Source organism: Pseudomonas sp. BF-B-15 (assembly GCF_019946675.1).
Lineage (GTDB): Bacteria > Pseudomonadota > Gammaproteobacteria > Pseudomonadales > Pseudomonadaceae > Aquipseudomonas > Aquipseudomonas migulae.
Genome location: NZ_JAGYFZ010000039.1, coordinates 1 through 24,398 on the forward strand (window position 1 = coordinate 1; position 24,398 = coordinate 24,398).

Annotated in this window: 22 protein-coding genes; 3 read left to right on the forward strand and 19 right to left on the reverse strand. The window is 61.4% G+C overall.

The features are described 5' to 3' along the window. The 3 genes from KGA97_RS14555 to KGA97_RS14565 form a co-directional block, all read right to left on the reverse strand. A partial coding sequence (locus KGA97_RS14555) for a DUF4347 domain-containing protein (RefSeq protein ID WP_223480986.1) occupies positions 1 to 1,133 on the reverse strand: 1,133 nt, incomplete at its 3' end. A 51-nt stretch (positions 1,134 to 1,184) separates the two neighbouring features. After that, positions 1,185 to 2,039 carry a sulfotransferase family protein gene (locus KGA97_RS14560; RefSeq protein WP_223480987.1) on the reverse strand — a complete coding sequence of 285 codons (855 nt, stop codon included), beginning with the start codon at positions 2,037 to 2,039 and terminating at the stop codon, positions 1,185 to 1,187. Between the two features lie 143 nt (positions 2,040 to 2,182). Further along, on the reverse strand, positions 2,183 to 3,754 hold the full coding sequence (locus KGA97_RS14565; RefSeq protein ID WP_223480988.1) for a glycosyltransferase family 39 protein: 1,572 nt from the start codon (positions 3,752 to 3,754) through the stop codon (positions 2,183 to 2,185). Positions 3,755 to 3,994: 240 nt separating this feature from the next. Between KGA97_RS14565 and KGA97_RS14570 the strand changes: the two genes are divergently transcribed. Both KGA97_RS14570 and KGA97_RS14575 read left to right on the forward strand, forming a co-directional pair. Continuing rightward, a complete protein-coding gene (locus tag KGA97_RS14570; RefSeq protein WP_008039652.1) occupies positions 3,995 to 4,582 on the forward strand; it encodes a phage tail protein in 588 nt (195 codons plus the stop codon). 54 nt (positions 4,583 to 4,636) lie between these two features. Beyond that, entirely contained in the window at positions 4,637 to 4,948 is a 312-nt protein-coding gene (locus KGA97_RS14575; protein ID WP_223480989.1) for a DUF6916 family protein, read from the forward strand. A 126-nt stretch (positions 4,949 to 5,074) separates the two neighbouring features. Here the strand turns inward: KGA97_RS14575 and KGA97_RS14580 are convergent, their stop codons facing one another. From KGA97_RS14580 to KGA97_RS14595, 4 genes are read right to left on the reverse strand one after another with little or no spacing between them, the layout of a single operon-like run. Then, positions 5,075 to 5,572, reverse strand: coding sequence for a GNAT family N-acetyltransferase (locus KGA97_RS14580; RefSeq protein WP_008039649.1), 498 nt, complete (start codon positions 5,570 to 5,572; stop codon positions 5,075 to 5,077). A gap of 11 nt (positions 5,573 to 5,583) precedes the next feature. Further along, positions 5,584 to 7,680, reverse strand: coding sequence for an efflux RND transporter periplasmic adaptor subunit (locus KGA97_RS14585; protein WP_223480990.1), 2,097 nt, complete (start codon positions 7,678 to 7,680; stop codon positions 5,584 to 5,586). Beyond that, positions 7,681 to 9,000 carry an efflux RND transporter periplasmic adaptor subunit gene (locus KGA97_RS14590; RefSeq protein WP_223480991.1) on the reverse strand — a complete coding sequence of 440 codons (1,320 nt, stop codon included), beginning with the start codon at positions 8,998 to 9,000 and terminating at the stop codon, positions 7,681 to 7,683. It lies immediately after the preceding gene. Continuing rightward, positions 8,997 to 9,782 (reverse strand): efflux RND transporter periplasmic adaptor subunit, encoded by a 786-nt coding sequence (locus KGA97_RS14595; RefSeq protein ID WP_008039635.1) that lies wholly within the window; start codon positions 9,780 to 9,782, stop codon positions 8,997 to 8,999. Before KGA97_RS14595 ends, KGA97_RS14590 begins: the two co-directional genes overlap by 4 nt. Before the next feature lie 500 nt (positions 9,783 to 10,282). Here KGA97_RS14595 and KGA97_RS14600 point away from each other — a divergent pair, with 500 nt between their 5' ends. Then, a complete protein-coding gene (locus tag KGA97_RS14600; RefSeq protein WP_192226638.1) occupies positions 10,283 to 10,972 on the forward strand; it encodes an NYN domain-containing protein in 690 nt (229 codons plus the stop codon). Here KGA97_RS14600 and KGA97_RS14605 read toward each other — a convergent pair. From KGA97_RS14605 to KGA97_RS14660, 12 genes are all read right to left on the reverse strand, one after another. Then, the gene (locus KGA97_RS14605) at positions 10,953 to 12,539 is read right to left on the reverse strand and encodes an efflux transporter outer membrane subunit (protein WP_223480992.1); all 1,587 of its coding nucleotides are present in this window, start codon (positions 12,537 to 12,539) and stop codon (positions 10,953 to 10,955) included. The two genes, KGA97_RS14600 and KGA97_RS14605, sit on opposite strands and share 20 nt — an antisense overlap. Next, positions 12,536 to 13,600: an HlyD family secretion protein gene (locus KGA97_RS14610; RefSeq protein ID WP_223480993.1), complete on the reverse strand. Its 1,065-nt coding sequence runs from the start codon at positions 13,598 to 13,600 to the stop codon at positions 12,536 to 12,538. Before KGA97_RS14610 ends, KGA97_RS14605 begins: the two co-directional genes overlap by 4 nt. 26 nt (positions 13,601 to 13,626) lie before the next feature. Next, complete coding sequence (locus tag KGA97_RS14615; protein ID WP_223480994.1) at positions 13,627 to 15,165, reverse strand: MFS transporter; 1,539 nt, start codon at positions 15,163 to 15,165, stop codon at positions 13,627 to 13,629. 212 nt (positions 15,166 to 15,377) lie between these two features. Next, positions 15,378 to 16,304 carry a LysR family transcriptional regulator gene (locus tag KGA97_RS14620; RefSeq protein WP_192226630.1) on the reverse strand — a complete coding sequence of 309 codons (927 nt, stop codon included), beginning with the start codon at positions 16,302 to 16,304 and terminating at the stop codon, positions 15,378 to 15,380. 202 nt (positions 16,305 to 16,506) lie between these two features. Next, the gene (locus KGA97_RS14625) at positions 16,507 to 17,373 is read right to left on the reverse strand and encodes an ABC transporter permease (protein WP_084323356.1); all 867 of its coding nucleotides are present in this window, start codon (positions 17,371 to 17,373) and stop codon (positions 16,507 to 16,509) included. A gap of 20 nt (positions 17,374 to 17,393) precedes the next feature. After that, complete coding sequence (locus KGA97_RS14630) at positions 17,394 to 18,254, reverse strand: ABC transporter ATP-binding protein (RefSeq protein WP_008024500.1); 861 nt, start codon at positions 18,252 to 18,254, stop codon at positions 17,394 to 17,396. Between the two features lie 5 nt (positions 18,255 to 18,259). After that, positions 18,260 to 19,285 carry an ABC transporter substrate-binding protein gene (locus KGA97_RS14635; RefSeq protein WP_223480995.1) on the reverse strand — a complete coding sequence of 342 codons (1,026 nt, stop codon included), beginning with the start codon at positions 19,283 to 19,285 and terminating at the stop codon, positions 18,260 to 18,262. Positions 19,286 to 19,303: 18 nt separating this feature from the next. Then, positions 19,304 to 20,191, reverse strand: coding sequence for a TauD/TfdA dioxygenase family protein (locus tag KGA97_RS14640; protein ID WP_223480996.1), 888 nt, complete (start codon positions 20,189 to 20,191; stop codon positions 19,304 to 19,306). Between the two features lie 301 nt (positions 20,192 to 20,492). Next, the gene (locus KGA97_RS14645; protein ID WP_223480997.1) at positions 20,493 to 21,635 is read right to left on the reverse strand and encodes an alginate O-acetyltransferase AlgX-related protein; all 1,143 of its coding nucleotides are present in this window, start codon (positions 21,633 to 21,635) and stop codon (positions 20,493 to 20,495) included. Positions 21,636 to 21,646: 11 nt separating this feature from the next. Further along, entirely contained in the window at positions 21,647 to 23,062 is a 1,416-nt protein-coding gene (locus KGA97_RS14650; protein WP_223451063.1) for an MBOAT family O-acyltransferase, read from the reverse strand. 18 nt (positions 23,063 to 23,080) lie between these two features. Beyond that, on the reverse strand, positions 23,081 to 23,749 hold the full coding sequence (locus tag KGA97_RS14655) for an alginate O-acetyltransferase AlgF (protein ID WP_223480998.1): 669 nt from the start codon (positions 23,747 to 23,749) through the stop codon (positions 23,081 to 23,083). Beyond that, complete coding sequence (locus tag KGA97_RS14660; protein ID WP_207285608.1) at positions 23,746 to 24,369, reverse strand: SGNH/GDSL hydrolase family protein; 624 nt, start codon at positions 24,367 to 24,369, stop codon at positions 23,746 to 23,748. Before KGA97_RS14660 ends, KGA97_RS14655 begins: the two co-directional genes overlap by 4 nt. Between the last annotated feature and the right edge of the window lie 29 nt (positions 24,370 to 24,398).

Here is a 24,398-nt window from a genome sequence, read left to right on the forward strand (position 1 = left end):
GCGTTTGAGGTCACGGTCACGTTGTTCAGCGTCAGGACCCCTGCGTTGAAAATCCCCCCGGCCATCGCGCCCGTGGCGCCGTAGCCACCGTTGCCGCCCGTGCCCGACACCAGCCCACGGGTGATCACCAGACCATCGAGCGTCACGGTTTTGCCCGCCGCAATTTCAATCACCCGGGTCCTGTACTGACCGTCGAGAGTCACATCCGCCACACCGTCGTTGTTCAAGTCGCCATCAACGATGATGTTCTTGTTGATCAGCAGTTCGGAGGTCAACTGCACCGTCATGCCGGTGCTGAAAGTGACGGTATCGCCGTTCTGCGCCGAAGCGATGGCGGCACGCAACGAGCCCACGCCGGTGTTGGCGTTGTTGGTGGCCGTCCAGCTCGCCAGGCCCCACTGATAGTCGCTCATGGCCATTTTCGACAGCACGTTGGCGCTTTCGATATTGCCGGTGGCGATCTCCAGATCCCAGTCGCCACCCACGCCGGTACGGTTGCTGGACGCCGCTACATCACGGCCGGTCAATTGCGCCAGGGAATCGACGAAGTTCAAACCCCGTTCACCCTCGGCGGTGTAGCAGCCGTAGATCAGGATGTCGCCGCCGACGTTCATGTCTTTGCCGATTTCCGCCAGCACCGCGCTGCGGGCCGCGACGTTGTCGGCTGACAGGTAACTGTTCCCCAGCCACAGATCGCCCGCATTGCCGTGGGCGATGATCTGTACCGAGCTGATGCCCTGATGGGTGTCCAGGTAATCGGCAATCTGCTGCAAGCCGTCCTTGGTGGCATCGAGTTGAACCACCTGAGTACCGGGCGCCACACCTTTGAGCAGGCTGTCGGCATCCTTGACCCGGGAATCGACGAACACCACGCTCTGTCCCGGCACGGCAACGGGCGCCACGGCAGGCGTGGCATCGGCCTGGCCGTGGGTGTCCTGGCTGGCGACCGGTTTTTCCGCAACGGGCGGCTTGGCCGCGTCGGCCGTGGTGTGGCTGTCAGCCTGGGCGCTATCGGCCACCGTGGCCGCGACCGCGCCGTCGAACAGCATTCGCGGTTCCAGGGACATGATCATTGGAGAGGCCAGCGCTCGTGCGCCTTTGGTAATCCGTGACTTGCCGTTGCTCCACCACATGTTACTCACCCGGACTCGAACGTTTTTTCTGCGTAAACGAAAACGCCGCGATCAACTGATCGCGGCATCGGCTTTCATACGAATGACATTGGCGGCGCTGGCAGAGCCATCGAGCCAGAAGGACAATTCTGCGTACTGCTTGAACAAATCCGGCGGCAAAATCGTGCGCCGAGATTGCAACTCGACTTTGGGTTTGACCTTGTGCAGGCCGGACACACCGAGGGATTGATCGAACTCCGGCGCATCGTAGGCCAGGTGGTCGAAATCGTGCTCGAACCAGGGTTCGCCAATGAAGTCGTAGACCAGCCGCATCACCCGGTCAGGCGCCTGGGTCAGCAGGTCGTAATCGACGATCAGCAGCGAGTCGGCGTGTTCACCGTAATAGGCTTCCTTGAGCGCCGCCCAGGCAAAACCGACCAGGCGATTGCGTTGGGCGAGGGTTTCGCAGCGGCTGTAGACCGTGTTGCGTTCGACCGCATCGCCAAACAGCTTGGTGTTTTCAAAAGGGTTGGCGCGATAAAGACGCTCGATGCTGTCCATGACCCAGGCAACGTTGCGCACACAGGCAATGATCTTGGCTTGCGGGAACAGATCGCTGATGGCCGGCAGGCGCGAACTCCACAAGCGGTTGGTGTCGAACACCACCGGTTTGTCGGCCTTGTCGGCGTAGAAGGAGTCAAACAGGCCGCGAAGCAAACGGCGGCGCAGGTCGGTATCGATCACCGCGCCGAACTCGCTGCCGGCGCTGCATTGTTCGAGGACACCGGAAAAGAGTGAGCCGACAGGGCTGGTCATGCCGGCATGGAAACGCGGGTTCTGCAAAAGGATTGCAGAAAGCAGGGTCGAGCCCGAGCGCGGCAAGCCGGAAATAAAATGGAACTGCTGCAATCCCTTCACCCTAGTCATAAGTCCTTTATGTATGACGGAGCGTAGACCATGAATGGCCTTAGAAGTAGTGGTGTTTTGATATCAAATCGAAGTTACGGCGCTGACTAAAACGCGTTTTTTATTACTGCTTGTGAGGTGAATCGTTTAAGCATTCCACCGGCTCAATGCAGTACGAACAATCGCGCAGTGGCGCCTCCCGCCTGTGTTTCGCCCGAGCGCTGCCAGCCTGAGGGCAACGGCGCGAATTCGTCCGGAACATCGACGGTGCCAATCAGCCAGACCCGGCCACTGCCCTTGGGCAAGCGGTCGAGGCTGTCGAGGTACGTGTCCTGAGTCACCAATGTGCCGAAGCCATAGGCGTTCGGCCGGCTCGAAGCGCCATTGGCCAGCGGCGGAGTGAACAGCAGCGGCTTGGCCTCGGTGCGGTTGTAATAGACGTAACTGAGGTACCAGAGCATGTCGCTGGTGACGATCCGGTCACCGGTCACGAAGTGCTGGTTCACGTAGTCGACCATGACGTTGATTTGATCATTGGTGTCCACCGTGGCGTTGTTCTTCAAACCCACCAGTTCAACACCGACAAACAGCACCAGCACCGTCACGGCCAGCACCCGAAAGCCTGAATACAGACGATCAACCGCCAACGCGACAATCATCGGCAGCCCCAGGGCATACGCCGTCAGGTAGCGCTCGATGAACACCGGCGTGATAAACGAAACCCCGAACACCAGCAGCAACGGCAACGCCGTGTAGATCACCAGCAGAGCGCTGCCACGAAAGACACTGCGGTCCCGCGCCAGCGCCACCCCCACAATGGCCAGTAACGCCAGCGGCATCGCGATGAACATCAGCGTCGGCAGGTTCTCGCCATCGTCCTGGATCAGGAACGACCAGAACATCGAAGGCAACGAGCCGAACGTGACAGGCGTTTCCCAGCCCACGTCGCCGTTGGCCTTGAGCTGATCCAGGTGCTGGAGCAGATCGATCAGGCTCGGCGCCCACGGCAGGTACAACAACACGATCGCGACATTCGCCAGCCACCAGCCGGGGCGTTGAATATGGCGCAAGCGATGCCCCGGCTGGACGCGGATCAGCCCCAGATACAGCCAGTGGCAGAGCACGCACAGGGCCGTGAAGTAGTGGGTGTAGAACGCAGCAGTCATCAACAGCACATACGCCACCAGATACCGCCTGCGATGCGGGCGTCTGATCCAGTAGGCCAGGGCAATCGTCGCGCCGATCAGCCACAACCCCAGCAGCGAATACATGCGCACTTCCTGGCTGTAGCGCACCGCCGTGGGCAACAGTGCCAACAGGAAACCGGCCAGCAGCGCTGCACGGCGAGTGGCGAGCAAATCCATCAGCCAGACGCCGAGCCACACCGTGACGATGCCGGGCAAGGCGCTGAGGCAGCGGATCGAAAAAATGCCGTCGCCGAACAACCCGACCCAGCCATGCAACAGCAGGAAATACAGCGGAGGGTGCACGTCATGGGCCGCATGGACCCAGATGTCGGACAGTGAATACTGACTCAGCAGCAGGCTGGACCCTTCATCGCCCCAAATGGCGGCTGCCGTCAGGTCGTAGAAACGCACCAGCGCCGCCAACGCCAGGATCGGCAACAGCCAGTGCTCCTGCGCCCAGCGCAACCAGCGCTGAACGATCGCCCAGATGCCGGGGGCTGCGTGCGGCTCATGGGTGCCGCCAAACGGTGTTTCTCTGCGCGCCTCCATTACCCCCCCTGAAACAGCCCTCGACCACCCTGCCTCTTGATCACTTTAGGACGGCGCCGGTTCGTCGTCGATGCCGGTTTTGCGACCAGCGACATTCGGCCGTGAGGCGCATCAACTACGCTCTGGTTTGGCGTGACTCAGCCAGGGAAATGAATGGAGTCGGCTGATCGCAACGATGGTTCCGGACGTCCGGGCCACGCTTGTGGCGCGCCAGACAACTAACCTGAGGGATGAGGAACTATGGAAGTATTCATCGGCACTATCCAGCCTTTCGCCTTTAACTACGCGCCCAGCGGCTGGGCCTTGTGTAATGGCCAGACGCTCTCTGTCCAGCAATACAACGCACTGTTCGCGCTGCTGGGCGTCAACTTCGGAGGCAATGGCGTCTCCAACTTCATGCTGCCCAACCTGCAAGGCCGAATGCCGGTGTGCATGGGTAACGGGCTGAACCTGACTCCACGCGTCATCGGCGAGTTCTCCGGGACCGAGAACGTCACCGCGACCATCACCAACCTGCCCAATCACACCCACGCCCTGTCCGGGCTGACGGCCACCACCACCCTGCAACTGGCCAGCCCGGCGAGCAACCCGGTCACCACCCCCACCGCGACCAACTCGTACATCGGCGCTTCCGGCGGCGGACCGGGCTCGGCGAGCATCTACTCCGATCAGCAAGGTGCGGCGGCCGTGCCGCTCAAGGGTGTGGCCACGACGGTCACCGGGGAAATCTCGTCCGCCGGCAACGGCCTGCCCATGGCAACGATGAACCCGTTCCTGGTGCTGAACTTCAGCATTGCCCTGGAAGGGCTGTTCCCTTCGCGCGGTTGAAATCCGGCCGGGGGATTCAACCCCCCCGGTCACTTTCATTTTGGGAGTGACGCCATGCTGCAACAGGTTCAACACCAACACTTTCAGGCGCTTCTGGGAAAGACGGGGACGCTGCGGTTGCCGGATGGCAGTGAGCTGCCGATCCATATCGACAGCCTTGTAGAAACACCCCGGTCGCGCATGCCGAATAGCGAGCGCATGCCGTTCAGTGTCGAGTTCAACAGCCTGCAACCCACGGAGTTCGTAGATGGGTTGTGTGCGCTGGAGTTACCGGAACTTGGCTACGTGGAGGATATTTTTGTCTCGCGGGTGCCCGCCATGGGGCGTGATCCGGGCGTGGGATATTTCTACATCGCATTCAACTGATTCACAGGGATCAAAATGTAGGAGCGAGACCGGCTTGCCGGCGAAGGGGCCTTCACACTCAACATCACTGCTGAATGATCCACCGCTATCGCGAGCAGGCTCGCTCCCACAGGGTCATGGTTGTATTCAGCCATTGGGATACCACACCAACCGCTCCGCCGCCGGATTACGCTCTTCAACCTGAAACCCCAGCGCCAGGTAATGCTGGCGCGCGTGGGCATTGTTGGCCCAGACCACCGTGGCCACCGGGCAGCGAATCTGCTGCGCAGCTTTCTGCACCCCTTGCAGCACCGCCCGACCATAACCCTGGCCACGAGCCTGGGGGACGAACGCCAGGTACAGCACGCGGATTTCATTGGGACCAAAATCAGTGGTCAGCGCACCGATGGCCGTGTCGAGTTTTTCGATCACGTAGTGCATCGCGTTGGGGAAGTGCTCTCCCAGCCCTTGTTCCTGTACCTGGAATTGCTGGGCGACGACCTGCTCAACCACCTCTCGCTCGCCGTCGATCCATTGCAGATCCGGTCGTGCCGATTGATAAAGCCTGTGCAGAAAAGGACCATCGTTAACGCGCGACGGCCGCACCACCAAACCGTCGGCCACCACAGCATCCGTGTTCGCCATCGCTGCTCTCCCTAGAAACCGCTTTCCCTGACACCCAGCGCGGCCATCCGCCGCCAGGCAACGCCCAGCAAAGACTCGCCGCTCCCCTGCAACACCACCACGCCACGCAAAGGTTGAAGCGGCGTCGGGGTGGCCTCAAGGGTGTTCAGCCGCGCGCCGTATTGTCCCTGTACCGGCTCGGCCCGTTGCGAGGCATCCCGGCGCACGGCAATCGGCCCGTGGTGATCGGAGGTCAATGCCTCCTGATCGACATAGGTCGCACCGTTGGTGTCGATTTCGGTCAATTGCACAGCGATCGCCGGGTGCATCGGATCATCGGCGATAAACCGCCCACTGGCGCCCGGTGCAACACGCCACAACTCAGCCTCGGCCAGATAACCACGCAGCCGTGCGCCGTCCTCCACCACCCGCGCCAACGGATCTTTGGGCGACAACCAGCGGCCGGCGGACAACTGCGGCAACAGATCTCGCACCTTGCCCGCCTGCGGCGCCCGAATCAGCAGCCGCTCCCGTTGCGCAGCCAACCCACGGTACTCGGCCACGGCCTCCGCCAGGCGCTGCTCGACAATGCCCGCATCGGCGGCGGTTTCGCTGCGACTTGCCTGGCGGCGCATCTGCAATTGCTGGATCTGGATTTCGCGACGGACGATGGCCTGGCGCGAATCCAGATCCGGCGACACCAATTCGATCAGCACATCGCCCTGAGCCACCACCTGACCGTCACTGACGTTTACCTGCTTGACCCGCGCCGCCACCGGCGCATGCAAGGTACTGACGCGCCCGGCCTCGAGCATCGACGGCAGTTCCACGGCACTGCGCCAGGGTAGCGCCAGAAACAACACAAACGCGGCCAGCCCCAACGCACTCAACAACACCCGCGACACATGGGCGTGCTCTCGCTGGCTCCACCACTCGCGCCACTCGCGCACGATGGGCAGAAAGATGAACCACACCAGCTCCACCAGCATCAGGAAAATCCCCAAGAGCTTGAAGAACAAGTGGTACACCGCCAGCGCAATCCCGAAAAACAGCACCGCGCGCCACAACCACGTTCCATAACCCCAGACCAGCAAACGCCGCCGCATCGTCGGCGACCAGGGTTCCGGAGCCGGGGCGCCGTAGCCGAACAAGGTCTCACGCAGATGCCAGCGGCACAGGGCAAAGGCTCGCCCTTGCAGGTTCTCCACGTCCCAGAAATCACTGAGCAGAAAGTAACCGTCGAACCGCATGAACGGATTGAGGTTGATCACCAGCGTAGTAATCCAGGTGGCACTGGCGAGCATGAACGCCGCCGTGCGCGCCGGTCCGTCGGGCAACAGCGACCAGGCGAGCAGCGCGATGCTCGCCAGCAGCAGTTCGGCCAACACGCCACCGGCCCCGATCAGCAATCGGGCACGTCGATCATTGACCCGCCAGGCATCGCTGACGTCGGTGTAGAACATCGGCAGCAGCACCATGAACGCCACGCCCATGCTTTGCACCCGACAGCCCGCGCGCTTGGCCATGAACGCGTGGCCGAATTCGTGGCACAGCTTGGCAAAGAACAACGCCACGCCGAAGGCCAGCGCGCCACCCAGGCTGAACAAATGGGGGAAAGTCGCGATGAATCGCTGCCAATCCCGGGACACCAGAAATACCCCCAGGATCAGTGTTGCCGGCAATCCGAAGCGCAGCGTTTGCGGACCGAATCGTGACAGCCAGGGCCAGGCGCGATTGAGAAAAGCATCCGGCCGCCAAAGAGGAATCCGGAAAAACAGGTACTGATGCAACAAGACCTGCCACCACGACTGATGCTGGGCGGCGGCTTTCAAGTTGTAACTTTCACGCTGCTGCGGGTCGAGGGCGCTGATCAGATCGTGGCTGCGCAGAAAGCTCAGCAGTTGCTCCAGATCGCTGCCGGCCAACGGCAAACCCGGCTCGCGATTGGCGGCGTGCAGTATTTTTTCGGGATCGCCTAGGGACCAATGTCGCAGCAAGCGCATCGCCGCCACCCCGAGCTTGAAATAGCGACCGCGCACCGGGTCGGCCAACGTCCAGCGCGGCGAGCCGTCCAGCGCAGGTGAAGCGGGCGTCAGTTGCAAATCCGCACGCAGGCTCGGCAGGCTCATCTACAGGCCCACGCTCTGGCGCAAACCGGCCAGTGGTTTACGTAACAGGTACAGCGCCAGGGGCGCGCGATCGCCGAAGATTTTCGCCGTCCCTCGCAAGCCGATGCGCGGCGGCGCCTGATCGAAACTGGCATCGAGCCGATAGGCCAACTGCCCGCCGGCGGTGGGTTGTGCTTCGTATGCGGCGCGCTCGAGCCGGGCCGAATGCCGTTGCAACGGATCACTGTCGAGGAACAGTGCGACTTGCGCACCCGGCTCCAGGGAAATCGCATCGCTCACCGCCAGCTCGATACGCAGTTCGGCCTGGCTCGGGTCGGCGATTTCCATCAGCCGTTCGCCGGTCTGCACCGGTTTGCCGGTCCAGCGCTCGGCGTCGGCGAACACCGCGATGCCGTCGCGCTCGGCCCGCACTTCGCTGCGCTTGAGCAGTTCACGGGCGTAGTCCCGTTCGGCGCGTTTTTGTTCGACGCGCGCCGCCAGCAGATCAATCTTCGAACTGGACTCGGCATCGGCAAACGAGCGCTGGGAATTGGCTTTCAATTCAGCTTCGGCAACGCCTAACGCGCGTTCGGCCACATCAGCCTGAGCCTTGAGGGTGGTGCCTTCGAAGCGCAGCAACGGGTCGCCGGTTTTCACCGTCTGGTTGGGTTTGACCAGGAATTCGGCGATCACGCCGTCCAGCGGCGCAGCCACGACGCGCCCGCCCAATGGCACTACTTCGGCCGGCGCCAGCACCGATTGGCGCACCGGGATCAACATTCCGAGCACCAGCAGCGCGATCAATGCGACCTGACGTTTTCGGGTCCAGCGCAGTCGCCAGGGCTTGTGCGGTTGCAGCGCCAGCCAGGCGTGACTGTAAGTGTCGCCGAGTTGCGACAGCAGCACTTGTTCGGCCGGGTTCCACGGCAAATCCCGGGCCAGCCACAGTCCGCCGAACACTTCGTTTTGGTGATCGATCAGCGGCAGCCAGAACACCTGGGCGGCGGACAGACTTTGCCAGTCCGCCTGAATCGATTCGCTGAGCAGATCGGGCGCAATCACCCGCGCCTGCTTCAGCACATCACGCTTGAACAACTGCGCCACGGCCTGCTCGACGAACGCCACGAACGGCGCGTTCGGGTCGACGGTGCTCACGCCCGTCACCGCGTGCACCTTGCCGGCAATCAACAACGCGGCATGACGAAAACCGAACAACCCCTGAGCGTCATTGACCAGGCTGTAGGCCAGTTGCGACGGAGTGCGTGCGGCGCGGGTCAGGCGTTCAAGATCGAGAAAGCGGGCGAAGACCTGTTCCGCGCCGCCGCTGACCGGAGCGTTCACTTGAGCTCCGCGAAACGCGCCGTGCCGCTCATGCCGGCCAACAAGCCAGAGGCGTTGGGCAACGTCGCGACCAACAGCAAGGTCTGACTGCCCTCGTCAATTCGCGCCCCCAGTCGTTTGACCGTGGCATCCAGTGGCCGGCCGGTTTCATCGGGGACAAAACTGAACGTCTGGCCGGGCTTGAGTTTGCCCATCCAGCGCGACGGCACCAGCAAATGGATTTCCAGGGTGCGGTTGTCGACCACATCGAGCAACGGCGCGCCGGCAGCAACGCTTTCAAAACGCTGAACCTTGCGCTCCACCACCTGGCCATCAAACGGCGCAACCACGCTGCAGCGTTTGACCTGAACCTGATACACCTGAGATTGCGCCTGCGTCTCGCTGAGCCTGGCCTCGGCCCGCGCCACTTCGAAGCGCCCGACCGAATTCAACGCCGCCAGTTGTTTATTGTGAGCCAACTCCTCACCGGCCCCACGGCTCGCAGCCTGCGCCGCATTGAGCTGCGCCTGATAAGCCGAACAATCGAAACGCGCCAGCGTATCGCCCTTCTTGAACGACTCGCCCTCACTGAACGGCAACTCGACAATCCGCCCGGACAACTCACTGGCAAGCATCGCCTGATCCCGGGCCCGCAACACACCACGGGCCTCGGTGCTGGCTGCCGAACCGCTGCTGCCGACGGTGCTGCTGTCCAGCAGCGGATCGTCTGGCACGGGCGTTTGCGCCTGAGCAGTACACGTTAAAATGGTCAATCCGATAACCCACACACGAACTCGTCGCATAACCGTAACTCCCTGACGGATGAGCGGAGTCTATGACAGCGTGGGTGAGCGTCAAGTGGGTGGGGTTTATTGGTAGGAAATGTCTGGTTTCAAATTGATAACTATTTCCCGTGGAGTGGGCTGATCACCCATGCGATGAGTACATGGAATTAAATCCCACACGAAATGGGGAACTTCCACTCGGCCAAAAATGAAAGTAGTCATAGACATTCACATCCCTACACACTCGCTGTCACCGGAACCTTAAAGTCGCAACAATTGTTAATAGTTGAAGCCCGAAGCACCTTGACCATTTGCCAGGCAAATACACAAAACTGAGTTGCCGGCGGTGGAGAAACATCCAGCGAAGTAGAGTTCGGTCAGACAATGGTTGACGCATATCGCGGACCCCATTTAGGATCAACCCACTACTCAACCCCGTACGCAGAGATTCAGTTCTCTGGCCGTTGGGGTGAAAAAACCGGCTTCGGCCGGTTTTTTCGTTTCTGAGGATTGAATTTGTGCGCACTGCGTTCTTTGTTGACGGCTACAACGTGTTCTACGGATTGCTGGCCGGCACGCCATACAAATGGCTAAACCTGCCGCGGTTACTGACGCATATTGCCAATATCGAGAATCCTCAAAGCGTCCTCACCTCAATCGATTACTTCACCTCTTCCGTCAAACCTGAGCTGGCTACTCGTGGCAGGATTTCAAAAGAGGCTCAAGACACCTACGTTCGCGCCCTGAGAGCCAGCAATGTGACTGTTCATTATGGCCGTCACCAACTTGAGAGGGCCGCAGCGCCACGTTTTATCGACAAAAAAATCGCCGCCTCACGCCAGGATAAAGTCGCGATATGGAAACTCGAAGAGAAAGAAACCGACGTCCATATCGCAATCAGCATGTACCGCACGGCCGCCAGGCAGGCCAACATTCACATTACTGAACGCATACAGCAATTCGTTCTGGTATCCGGAGATACCGACATGACTCCCGCGTTACGCGCTATCCGAGAGGACTTCCCGCAAGTGACCGTGGGCGTGGTTCTTCCATGCCGGACCGGATTCAAACGCTCTCCACCCGGCTCGCTGATAGAACATTCCCACTGGATGCGTCGAGTCGTCTCCTCAGAAGAGTTGCACTCGCACCAGTTCCCGCCCCGAGTCCCCACCCACAAAGCACCCGCGATCAAACCGGATTATTGGTAGCGTCCTCTACCACCGGATACACCGACTCCCATCCCCCACCCAACGCCTTGTACAACCCGACCATCGCCAGCGACACTCCGGTCGAACTTTCGACCCATTGCTGCTGAGTCGCCAGCAATTCACCTTGCACGGTGAGTACGTTGACGAAATCCACCACGCCTTCCACGTACTGCTGTTGCGCGGTGCGCAGGGCGATCTGGTTTTGGCGTACGGCTTCGGCGAGGCTGTCGCGGCGCAGTTGGCTCGCGTTGTAGGCGGTCAGTTGATCGTCGATTTCGTGCCAGGCGCGCAGCACGGTTTGTTGGTAGGCGATGGCGGCTTCCTGTTGTTGCGCTTCGCGCAAGTTCAGCACACCACGCAGGCGACCGCCGTCGAACAGCGGAAGGCTGAATTGCGGGCCGATGCCGAAAGCACGTGAGCCCCATGAGCCGAAGTCGCTCAGTTGCATGGCCTGCGAACCGAGGTTGCCTGACAGGGTGATGCGCGGATAAAAATCGCCCTTGGCCACACCAATGTTTGCGGTGGCGGCATGCAAGCGGGCTTCGGCCTGGCGGATGTCCGGGCGGCGCTCGGCCAGTTGCGACGGCAGGCCGATGGCGACCTGACGCGGGGTTTGTGGCACTGGCGCGTCTGTGGATAACTCGGCGTGAAGCGCTTGCGGCGGCTCGCCCATCAACAGACTCAGCGCGTTGATCAGTTGCGACTGGCGCTGCTCCAGTGCCGGCAAGCGCGATTCGATGGCCGCGACTTGCGCGGCGGCTTCGGCGACATCCAGGTCGGTGGCGACACCGTCGGCCAGGCGCAGTTGCGACAGTTTCAGGCTGTGGCGGGCGACGTCGAGGTTCTGCTCGATGACGGCTCGTGTGCTTTGCACGCCGCGCAGTTGAATGTAGTCCTGGGCGGTTTCGGCGAGCACCGACAGCAGCACACCGCGCTGGTCGTTCTCCGCGACTTCGAGGGTGGCATCAGCCGCTTCGGTTTCGCGTCGCACACGCCCCCAGAAATCCAGTTCCCAGGAGGCCGAGAAACCTGCGTCCCACAGGTTGAACGCCGAGTCACCGTGGTGCCCCGACGGATCGCTCAGGCCTTCACCGCTGTTGCGTTTGCGCCCGTAGCTGCCGGTGGCGGCGGTGTTGGGATAGCGTTCGGCGGTGATCACCTGGCGCGCGGCGCGGCTTTGCTGCAAGCGGCTGCTGGCGAGTTTCAGGTCGAGGTTGTCGGTCAGAGCGCGTTGGGTCAGGGCCGAGAGTTTCGGGTCCTGGAAAACTTCCCACCAGCGTTCGTCCATATGAGCGGTTATCACTTCACTGGCGGCGGCTTTCGACGGTTTCGACCATTCGGCAACTTGCCGGGCTTGAGGCTTCTGGAAATCAGGGCCGACGGTGCAGGCGGTGAGGCTCATGACGAGCAAGGCACAAATACTGTGTCGAAGCAGATGGCCTCTTCGCGAGCAGGCTCGCTCCCACAAGGGGTCTTCTTTTGTGCTGAGAATGTGGCCGTTGCGCAGATCCATTGTGGGAGCGAGCCTGCTCGCGATGAGGCCAGCTCGGTTAACAAACCTCTTCATCGTTGAGCAACCTCATGCTTCCCGGTTTCAGCCGTATCAATACTCGCCTCCACCGACATCCCCACCCGCAACCGCTCAGCCAATGGCTGCCCCGGATCGAGGACGATTTTCACTGGTATCCGCTGCACAACCTTGGTGAAATTGCCGGTCGCGTTGTCCGGTTTGATCGACGCAAAAGTCACCCCGGTGGCCGGCGCAATGCTCTCGACACGACCGCGCAACGCTTCGCCGCCAAGGCTGTCGACGCGTACCTGCACATCCTGCCCCGGCTGCACCTCGGTCAGTTGGGTTTCCTGGAAATTGGCGACCACATACGCTTGCGCCAGCGGCACCACGGCCAGCAGCTTGCTGCCCGGCGTGACATACGCACCGACACGCACCGCACGCTCGCCCACCATACCGTCCTGCGGCGCGACGATGCGCGTATAGGACAGCTCGTAGCTGGCCATTTCCAGTGCCGCTTGCGCCCGTTTCAATCCACCGTCGGCGGCGTCACGCTGGGCGGTGAGGATCTCCACTTGCTTGCGCTCCGCCGACAGTACCGCTGTGGCATTGGCTAACCGGGCGCTGGCTTGATCAATACGCGTACGTGCTTGCTGAGCATTCTGAACCGTACCCGCGCCAACGCCGGCAAGGTGGTTGTAGCGGTTCAATTCATGCTCGGCGAACGCCATTTCAGCCTTCGCCGACACCACCGTGGCTTGCGCCTGCGCAATCACTGATGTCTGGCGCTCAAGGGTCGCCCGAGCGTTTTGCAGTTGCGCCCGCGCCACCAGCGTTTCGGCGTCGGCGGCTTGAGCGGCAGCGCGCAGGTCGCGGTCATCGATCAGCGCCAGCAACTGCCCGGCCTTGACCTGCTGGTTGTCTTCCACCAGCACTTCCTTGATGAACCCGGCGACGCGGGGCACGACCAACGTGAAGTCGGCAGAGACAAAGGCGTCATTGGTGTTCTGTTGCGTACGCTTGCCAAAAATTCCCGGCGCCAGCAGATACACCAGCACGCCGACCGCCACCACGGAGGCAATCGCGACGGCGATTTTTTGCTTGGATTGAGTCGTCATAAAAACCTTCTGTTTCAGTGAAGCATTCATGTCGGCGCACGCGGCGGATAGATCCGCGTCGGCAGCCAGAAAATCAACAGGATCAGCGCCAAGGCGACACCGCTCATACACAGATAAAGGTCCGAGGCGGTCAGCACCACGGCTTGCTCATGCAGCCGGTGGGCAAGGCCCGCGCTGTCGCTGTCGGCCAGCGGCGAGTTGCCGAGACGGTCCACCAGCATGGTCGAATGAAAATGCAGCCGCGATGTGGTCAGCGCGTCGATTACGCCAGTCGCGATCACCGCCGACAGGCCTTTGACGGTGTTGAACCAGGCCGAAGCGAACGGCCCTTCCATCGGGCTGATGCTGCCGGTCGAGAGCATCAACAGCGGCAACACCGCCATCGGCTGACCGAAGATTTGCAGCAGTTGCAGCACATAGAAATCGTCGCGAATCCACGCCGATGTCAGTTGCGAGCCACCGACGCACGACAGCGCCAGCATGCTCAGGCCGATCCCCAACACCCAGCGGCAATCCACCCGGCGCAGGTTGCACAGCGCCGCCACCAACGGCAGTGCGAGCAACTGTGGCAGCGCCGCCAGCAACATGACCGGTGCAGTCTGCACCGGGCGATAACCCTGGACCTGCGCGAGGTAACTGGACGGAATGATGATCACCGCCAGCAAAATCACCAGCACACCGGCCAGGGTCAGCAAGGCGAACGACAGGTTGCGGATGCCGAGCATCTGCATCTTGAAAAAAGGCGTCGGCTGCGACCATTCGTTGATCAGGAACAGCACCAGCAACACCAGCCCGCCGCCGAGCAATCCGCAGATCAGGGTCGATTCGAACCAGTCCAGCCGATTGCCCTGCAGGATGCCGATCACCAGCATGCAGATCGCCGGAAAACCCAGCAGCAATCCGCGCCAGTTGAACTGCTTGAAACGCTCAAGGCGCAGCGGATCCTGGGGCAAGCCGTAGGCCACCGCCGCCATGGCGAGCAGGCACGGCGCGATGATTTGCCAGAACGTCCACTGCCAGCCGACATGCTCGGTCCACAACCCGGCCAGTGGCGTGCCGAGCCCCGGACCGAAGGTGGCCGTGAGGGCATACCCGGCAAGACCGTAGAGCTTCACGTTGGCCGGTAAAAAACGCAGGGCGACGGTCATCAACATCGGCGGCAAGGCACCACCCGCCAGGCCTTGCAAGGTGCGCATGAGCAGCAGGCTTTCGTAGTTCGGGGCGAACGGACACAGCACGCCCAACAACGTGAACACGCTGATCGCGCAGAGGGTGAAGCGCCGCAACGAGAACGTCACCGAGCACCACGGCGCGAACGCCATCGCGGCCACCGAGGTCGCGGTGTAACTGGCGACCAGCCAGGTACCTTCGTCATAGCCGATGGCCAATGCGCCGCGAATATCGGCGAGGGCGACCTTGGTCACCATCTCGTTGAGGCCCGACACCAGCACCGCCAGCAAAACACCCACCAGACCAATGATGATTCGCGGACCGAAGACCGGTGGCGTCACGGCGACCGTTGGGCTGGCCACGGCGAGAGCTGCCGGGGCCGTGAGGGAAGTCATTACTGCAAGCTCCGGGATGTGAATGTCGGAGCATTTTAAGAAGCGCGGGACCTGACGAAAATCAACTTATTGGCAGGTTATAAGTGCGCCCCACGCAGCAATACAAAACCCCTGTAGGAGCCGGCTTGCTGGCGATAGCGGTGTATCAGTCGATGAAAATGTTGAATGAAAAATCGCTATCGCCAGCAAGCCGGCTCCTACAGGGCCCGTGTTCAGTCTGACGTGGGTTGCGCGGCCAGCCATGTCGCATCGCAACACGCCTTGAGGGTTTCACGCATCCAGCGATGCGCCGGGTCTTTGTCAAAACGCGGGTGCCAGGCCTGGGTCAGCATGAGGGTCGGCAACGGGATCGGCAGGGTGAACGAGCGCAATTTCAAGCCCAGCCGCCGCACGCTCAGCAGCGCTTCCTTGGGCACCGGCAGAATCAGATCGGAATCAGGCAAGGCAAACATCGCCGCATGGAAACTCGGCGCAATCACCGCCACTCGCCGTTCCAGGCCCAAGGCATTGAGCGCGGTATCGATCGGGCCGCGAGCAATCCCGCGCCGGGACATGCTGATGTGAGAAAACCCGGCAAAACGCTCAGCGGTGATTTCTTCGTCGAACAGCGGATGGTCTTCGCGCACCAGGCCGACAAAATGGGTGGAGAACAGGTTCTGGACCTTCACTTCCGGCATGAGCGGCCGATTGTTGCTGACGCTCAGATCGATGCGCCCTTCACGCAACGCTTCGTCATCCCCATCGCCCTCCGGAACGAAGCGCAATTCGCAGTGCGGCGCCTGACGCTCCATGGTGTCGAACAGCTTGCCGCCGTAGACACCGACAAAGAAATCGTTGGCGCGAATGCTGAAGCGTCGGCGCAAACTGCCCAGCTCCACGTCATCGGCGGAACGGAACAGCAACGCGGCCTGTTCGACCACCTCCCGCACCTGTTCGCGCAACGCCAAAGCCTTGGGCGTCGGCACCAGGCCGCGGCCGGCGCGCACCAGAATCGGATCGCCGATGGCTTCGCGGATTCGTGTGAGCGTGCGGCTCATGGCTGCCGGGCTGAGGTTCATGCGGCGCGCGGCGCCCACCACACTGCCTTCGTCGAGCAAGGCGTCGAGGGCGACCAGAAGATTCATGTCCGGGAGTTGCATGCTGAGCACTCTTGATAGGGCTGGATTGACCTGGACGCAATGCTAGCAAACATCTTCCATTTTTTGTTTTGGCAGGTCTGGCCCCATCGCGAGCAGGCTCGCTCCTACATGGGGTTTCCGTAGTACACAAAATCTACTCCCACTGGAGATCCCCTGTGGGAGCGAGCCTGCTCGCGATGGGGCCCGATCAGGCAACAAAAATCTAGCGCTGCATCCCCCACCGCTTCACCGTCACCCGCTCCAGCGAATCAAACACCAGGTTCTCCACCAGCAACCCGATCAGAATCACCACCGCCAACCCGGCAAACACCTTATCGGTGTACAGCTCATTACGATTCTGAAAAATGTACCAACCCAAACCGCCCTTGCCACTGGTCGCGCCAAACACCAACTCAGCGGCGATCAGCGTGCGCCAAGCAAACGCCCAACCGATTTTCAGCCCGGCGAGAATCGACGGCAGCGCCGCCGGAATCAGGATGAACAACACGAAACGCATGCCCTTCAAACCGTAATTTCGCCCGGCCATGCGCAAGGTTTCCGAGACACCCAGGAAACCCGCATAGGTGTTCAACGCCAACGCCCAGAGCACCGAATGCACCAGCACGAAAATCAGGCTGTTCTGCCCCAACCCAAACCACAGCAGCGCCAGCGGCAGCAGTGCAATGGCCGGCAACGGGTTGAACATCGAGGTCAGCGTACTCAGCAGATCGCGACCGAACTGTGTGGACACCGCCAAGGTGGTCAGGGCAAACGCCAGGACGATGCCGATCAAGTAGCCCTTGAGCAACACCACCAGCGAAATCCACACCTTGCCTAGCAACTCGCCGCTGAGCAGCCCGCCATACAACGCACTGGCGGTTTGCAGAAAACTCGGCAGCAGCAGGTCGTTGTTCTGAATGCGAGCAACCACCTCCCACAGCACAGCGAGCAAAATCAGGATCAGGCTTTTGCGAATCCAGCCCTGTTGCCACAGGCGTTGACCCAGGGGCAACTCACGCTCCAGCGGTACGCTGGTCAGCGGCTGCAAAACGGTTTCGAACTCTTCACGCGCAGATGATAACTGGCTCATCGGGCACTCCTCTCAATGGCTCAGTAAGCGATGCGAATGTCGGAAAAATCCAGCTCACGCTCGGTTTCCGGTGACTGGCCTTCATCGAACAACAACCGATGAATCCGCCGCGCCGACTCCTGAAACGCCACGCCGCCAAGACTGTGCAAATCGTACTGATGGCTGTGGACTTCCGCCCGTACCCGACCGGGATGCGGCGACAGCAGCAGGATGCGATTGCCCACCACCAGCGCTTCTTCGATGGAGTGCGTGACGAACAGCAACGTGAAACGCACCTCTTCCCACAGCAGCAACAATTCTTCCTGCATCTTGCGACGCGTGAGGGCGTCGAGGGCGGCGAAGGGTTCGTCCATCAGGAGGATTTTCGGCTGCATCGCCAATGCCCGCGCGATGGCAACGCGAGCCTTCATGCCGCCAGACAAGGTGTGCGGATAAGCATCGGCAAACGCCGCCAGCCCGACCTTGTCCAGATAGTGCAGCGCCCGTTCTTCGGCTTCTTGGCGCTTGAGGGTTTTCGACGCCAGCAGCGGAAACATCACGTTCTGTTTGACGGTTTTCCATGGCGGCAGCTGATCGAATTCCTGGAACACCACGATCCGGTCGGGCCCCGGTGCATGGACGGTTTGCCCTTGCAGGCGAATTTCGCCTTCAACGGGCTGGATGAACCCGGCAACCGCCTTGAGCAATGTGGATTTGCCGCAACCGGAAGGACCGAGCAGCACAAAGCGGTCCGCCGGGTCGATTTCAAAACTGACTTGGTGGGTCGCTCGAACCACACGCTGAGGCGTGCGGTATTCGAGGCTGACGTTGTCGACCGACAGCAGCGCCTGGGCTGCGACGTTCGGTTTGCTGACCGTGTGGCCTTGCAAAGGGGCGTTCATGTCGGTCAGCTCCCTTGCAGCGGTTTGGTGTCCTGGAAGAAGTAATCCTTCCATGAATCCGGTTTGTTTTTGATCGCGCCGACGCGGTAGAGGAACTCGGCCAGTGGGTAGGTATTTTTCGGCGTGACGCTGAATTCGAACTGCGGGTTATCGATGATTTTCAGCAACGCGGCGCGATCGATTTTCGCCTTGGTCACGCGGATGTAGGTATCGGCGGCAGCGCCTTTATCGTTCTGGGCAAATTGCGCCGCTTCGGTCAGCGCCTCGACGAAGGCCTTGTAGGTTTTCGGGTTCTCGTTGCGGAATTTCTCGGTGGCGAACAGCACCGTCGGTGAGTTCGGGCCGAGCAGGTCATAGGTGTTCAACACCACATGGACGTTGGGGTTGGCCAGCGCCTGATCCTGGAATGGCGGGTTGGAGAAATGCCCGGTCAACTCGGTGCCGCCGGCAATCAGCGCCGCCGTGGCGTCTGGGTGCGGAACGGCGATGGTGTACTTGTCGAGGCGATTGAATTCCTTGTCGCCCCATTGCTTGGCGGCCGCGTATTGCAGGAAGCGCGACTGCACCGATACGCCCACGGCCGGCACCGCGATGCGGTCCCTCTCGGTGAAGTCGGCGATGGTTTTGACCTTCGGATTGTTGCTCACCAGGTAGTACGGGAAGTTGCCGAGAGAAGCCACGGCTTTGACGTTCTGCTTGCCGTGGGTGCGGTCCCAGATGGTCAGCAGCGGACCGACGCCGGCACCGGCGATATCAATCGAACCGGAAAGCAACGCATCGTTGACCGCCGCGCCGCCGGACAGTTGAGTCCAGTCGACCTTGATGTCGATGCCTTCCTGCTTGCCGTACTTTTCGATCAGGTTCTGATCGCGCACCACGTTGAGCAACAGGTAAACGATGCCGAACTGTTCGGCGATGCGGATTTCACCTTCGGCGTGAGCCACAGTCGGCGCCACCAGGCTGCTGGCGATCAGGCTGAAACCCAGGCCGATGGCCGCAGCCAGCGGTGCAAAGGGAAGACGTTTGGACATGATTCAATCTCCGACAAATCAGAAAGGCGCGTCGCCCTGAATGGTGGTGCGATACAACTTGCGGCGCAGATGGCTGGGGCATCCGGCGGCGAGGTGGATCAGCGAACGGTTGTCCCAGAACACCAGGTCATGGGGCTGCCACTGATGGCGGTAAATGTTGTGCGGCAGCACGCTGTGGGCGTAGAGCTCGTCGAGCAGTTGCTTGCTCTCGTCCTCCGGCAAACCAACGATGCGGGTGGTGAAACCCTCGCTGACGAACAACGCCTTGCGACCGTTTTCCGGGTGCGTGCGCACGATGGGGTGGACGACTTCGGCAACCTGGGCCAGTTGCTCCGGCGTCAGGGTCGGACGCCAGTTGCCTTCGAATTTGGTCTCGCTGTAGCGCGCCGTGTACGAGTGCGCCGCCGAGCGACCTTCGACCGCTTTGCGCAACGCTTCAGGCAGGTTGTCCCAGGCTTTGTGCATGTCGGCGAACAAGGTGTCGCCGCCCTCGGACGGCAATTCCTGGGCGTGCAGCATCGAGCCCAGGCTCGGCAATTCTTTATAGGACAGGTCGGAGTGCCAGAACTTGCCGGCGTCACCGAGGCCGATGGATTGGCCGTTTTCGATGATGTTGGAAACGATGAGGATTTCCGGGTGCCCGGTCAGCAAGAACTGCTTGAGCACGTGGATCTGCAACACGCCAAAACGGCGGCTGAAGTCGATGTGCTGTTCGGGGGTAATGCGTTGGTCGCGGAACACCACGACGTGATGATCCAGGTGCGCGCGATGGATGCGGGCGAAGTCCTGATCATTGATCGGGCGGGACAGGTCCAGGCCGATGATTTCGGCTCCGACGGCACCGCTGAACGGGCGAATCTCGAAGGTTTGCGGTGCGATGCTTTGAGTTGCAGAGACGACAGACATAAATCACTCCCACGCACGGCACGCTCAAAGGCGCGCGCGTCGATCAGAAACTCACGGAGGTCCCGTGTTGGTTCGTTTCGTGCGGCGCGCCGATTGGTCGGCAGGTACGCAGGGGAGTGACTTTATAGATATAAGAATTGAAATTTAAATACCGTTAGCGAATAACGATATGGCTTTTGAATTGTGTTGTCTGTCAGGCAGCCTTCGCGAGCAAGCCCGCTCCCACCTTGACCGTGTCTGTCAGGACTACTCGGTTAACTGTGGGAGCGGGCTTGCTCGCGAAGAGGCCATCAGCCCCACCTCACTTCGTCCAGTCGATCACTTCACTGTAGGGCGTCTGCAAATCCCGCTCGGGGATTTCCCAGATGATCAGCTTGGGCGGCGTCTGTTTGAACGCCGGGTTGTTGAAGTAGCCGTTGGCGCCACCGGAAAACTCGCCCCCGTCCTTGGCGAAATTGCCGATCGATGCACCCAGCGCCTGCTGCAGGAATCCCGCGAAGTTGGAGTTGCGCGAGAACGAGGTTCCGATCAGCGCCACGTTCGGCAGGTTGTCATCGCCAAACAGGTCATCGAGGTTATCGCCGCCACTTTGCGCTGCGGCCGCTTTCTCGCTGATCCGGGTGGCCGCCACGGTTTCCGGGGCCGGTTGCAGGGTCACCGGCAGCCATTCCAGACCGGCAAGCCTGACCAGGTCGCCCGGACGGCGTGCCGGTTCTTGCACCTGCGCCTCGAAATCTTTGTGCGGCGTGGCGCTGATGCCCATGCGCTGCACCTGCGCGGCCACGGCTTTGGCCGCGGCGGCGGCGCCTGTTTCGCTCCAGTGGGTGTCCGTGCGCAGGTACGCGTCAGCGCCCAACGGTTGCAGGCTCGGCGCCAGGTCCACAGCAGCGACACCGACCTTGTTCAGCCCCTCGACCCACGTCGCAGCGCGGTCCTGCAACATCGCCGGGCGACGCAGGTCGCACAGTTGCGTCTGGGCGATACGGCTCTTGTCCGGCACCACCGCCACCAGCAACGTGACGCCGTGTTTGGCGAGGCGTTGCTGAAGTTCACGCACCACGCCGGCCTTGGTATCGGCATTGGCGCCGGCGTGACGGTTGATGCGCATCTCATCGGTCAGGAACAACCAGCCGGCACACCCCGAGCGCACACGCGGGCCGGTGTCGTGCAGCGCCAGCCAGCTTGCGCCGCGCTCCAGATTCGCCGCCTGCTCAGGCACCGACGCCTGCGACAACTGCTTGGCAATCTTGTGGGTGATGTCGCCTTCCAGTGCGGCCTGACGCGTGAGTTTTGGCGGCACGAACTCGACTTTGCCGCTCACCAGCAGCCAGGCGCAAGAGGCGAAACCCAGCGCCAGAAAAGCCACGAACACGACGCCCGACAGCTTGCTGATGCAGGCGGTACGTTCGCAGGGTTGAGCCGGTGCGGGAGACGAAGAAGTCATGGGCGCGGTCATCAGAACTGAAAGTACAGAAAGGGTACGGCTTCACGGCTTGCGATCAACGCAAACGAAAGCAGGAACCCCGCCACCGGCCACAGAGCCGTGACCGGAACGAACAAAGCGTGACGGGCGAACCGCTGCTCGACACGGCTTTGCAGGAGCGGCGCGAGGATGCACACCACGCCGAGCAGCGCTGCCAGCCCATGCACCGGGCGCAGGGTCACCGCCAGCGCATCACCCAACGCAAAGCCATGCAGGCCAAACTGCCCGGCATACATTGTCAGCGCCGAATGGAAATCCGGCGCGCGGAACAGCGTCCAGGCGAGGAACACGAACAACAGCGTCAGGCTGTGCGAGAGCAACGGTGGAATGTTCGGCAAACGGGAACGGGACCAGAGGCGGTCAACGCACAATGCGACCCCATGCGCCGAACCCCACAACAGGTAATTCCAGCTATCGCCGCCGTGCCACAAACCGGCGATGGCCATGGTCAGGAACAGGTTGCGATAAGTCTTCCACGCACCGTTGCGGTTACCGCCAAGGGCGATGTACAGGTAATCGCGCAGCCAACTCGACAGCGACAAATGCCAGCGCCGCCAGAAGTCCTGGATGCTGCTGGCCAGGTACGGCCGGTTGAAGTTTTCCGGAAAGTGAAAGCCCAGCATCAGGCCCAGGCCGATGGCCATGGCACTGTAGCCGGCGAAGTCGAAAAACAGTTGCAGCGAGTAGGCCAGGCAGCCAATCCAGGCATCGACAAAGGACGGGTTTTCCAGGTGGAACGCGACATCCACCAGCGGCGACAGCGTATCGGCCACCAGCACCTTCATGCACATGCCGATCATGAATCGACGCGCACCGAGGGAGAAATTCTGCCAGCTGAAATACCGTTGCGTCAGCTCTCGGCGCACCCAGTCATAACGAATGATCGGGCCGGCAATCGAGTGGCCGAACATGGAAATGTACGTGGCGTAATTGATGAAACTGCGCTCCACCGGCACGGTATGCCGATGCACATCCACCAGATAGGAAATCGCCTGCAGCACGATGAACGACAGGCCCGCCGGCAGCGCCACCCGCTGCCATTCCAGCGGCATCGCCCCGTAATACGTGATCAGTTCACTCCAGGTCCCGGCGAGGATGTTGGCGTATTTGTACCAGCACAACACCGCTGTGTTGAACACGATCAACGCGATCAACAACCGCACTCGCCCACGGGAGCCGTCCGGTGCGCGGGCCACCAGCAGGCCGCCCACCCACGCCACAATCGTCAGCACGATATGCAGCGTCAGGAACAACGGGCTCAGCCAGCCGTAGAACAGCCAACTGCCGAGCAACAGGATGACATTGCGCCAGGCCGGTCGGCCCAATGCGTAGACCAGCAGAAACGCTGGCAAAAACAATGTCAGGAACTCTAATGAGGCGAAGACCATGGCGGCGCAGAGATCCGATCAGTGGGACAACGAGTCCGTGGCGTTCAACAGACGTGGTCCTGCGGCCGACGGCACCAGCAGCACGCTGTAGCGCTCACCCGCTTTGAGTTCCCCCAGATCCAGCGGCCCGCCGACGTTGGCGTTGGCGCACACCAGTTGCACCGACAGGCTCACCGGGTTGATCGAGCGACGTTGCAAGCTGTCGATCGGCACCGCTTTGAACAGGTCGGCGGTACGCCCGGCAGGACGCAGACTGGCGTCGGCGCACGAAGCGTCAACGTTGAAGAACGCCAGCGACGCTTTCAGGCCGTTGAAGTCATCCGGCTGCTCGCGCACGGCCACTTGCTTGATGCCAGTGCCGTCCGGCAACACCAGCACGGTTGCGAATTCACCCGGCTCGACTTTCAAATCCATGGCCAGTTTTTGCGCACCGCTGACCAGGCTGCCCTTGATCGGACTGCTGGCCTGCACCGGGAAAAACAACGATACCGGTGCGGCCACTTCAAGACGCAGCGGCGGTTGGCCGGCCTGAGCGATCACGTCCAGCGGCGTGGTGCCGGTGTTGACGAAGCGGATGAACGCCGAATCTTCGGCCGGGCCGGTGGGGTACAACGCCACTTCGGCGTGGGCCAGGGTACTGATCGACAACACCGGGACGGCCGCGAGCGCCGCGAACAGCTTGATCATTTCTTGGCTTCCTTGACGGCCGGGGCTTCCAGCAGAGCCTTGCTGATGTCAGCACTCCAGGTTTTGTAGCCCGGCGCGGTCAAATGCTGACCGTCCACCGTGGCCCATTGGCCCGGCTTGGAGAACTGCAGCGAGTCGATGTAGCTGCACGGCGCCACGTTGGCGGCGAGGAACTTGGAGGTCATCTCGACCCGGGCAAACGTCTTGCCGTACTTGCCGCCTTCGGTGCCCCAGTTCGGGCCGACCCACGCGCAACGGGTGCCGTTGGCCGCGATTTCCTTGGTCAGCGCAGTGGTCTGCTGCCACAGCCAGGCTTTCGGGAACGCCGGTTTGGTGTAGCTGGCCATGGTGTCGCCCATGACAATCAGCACCAGGTCCGGTTTGTCGGTGGCCAGCAACTGGCTGATCGGCAAGGTCGCGGCTTTGCCGCCCAGCACCACGGTTTTTTCCGTGCCACGGCGCTCGGCACCACCGCAGGTGCCCGGCGTGGCTTTGAGCCAGTCACCGGCGTTGGCGCCGCAAATACCCAAGGTATGCACGGTCGCACCCTGGGCAACCAGGCTGTCGTGCAGGGAGGAAATCAGATAGTCAGGCGTTGCCAGGTGGCTGTCGCCAATCATCAAAATGGTCATGCCTGCCAGAATCGATA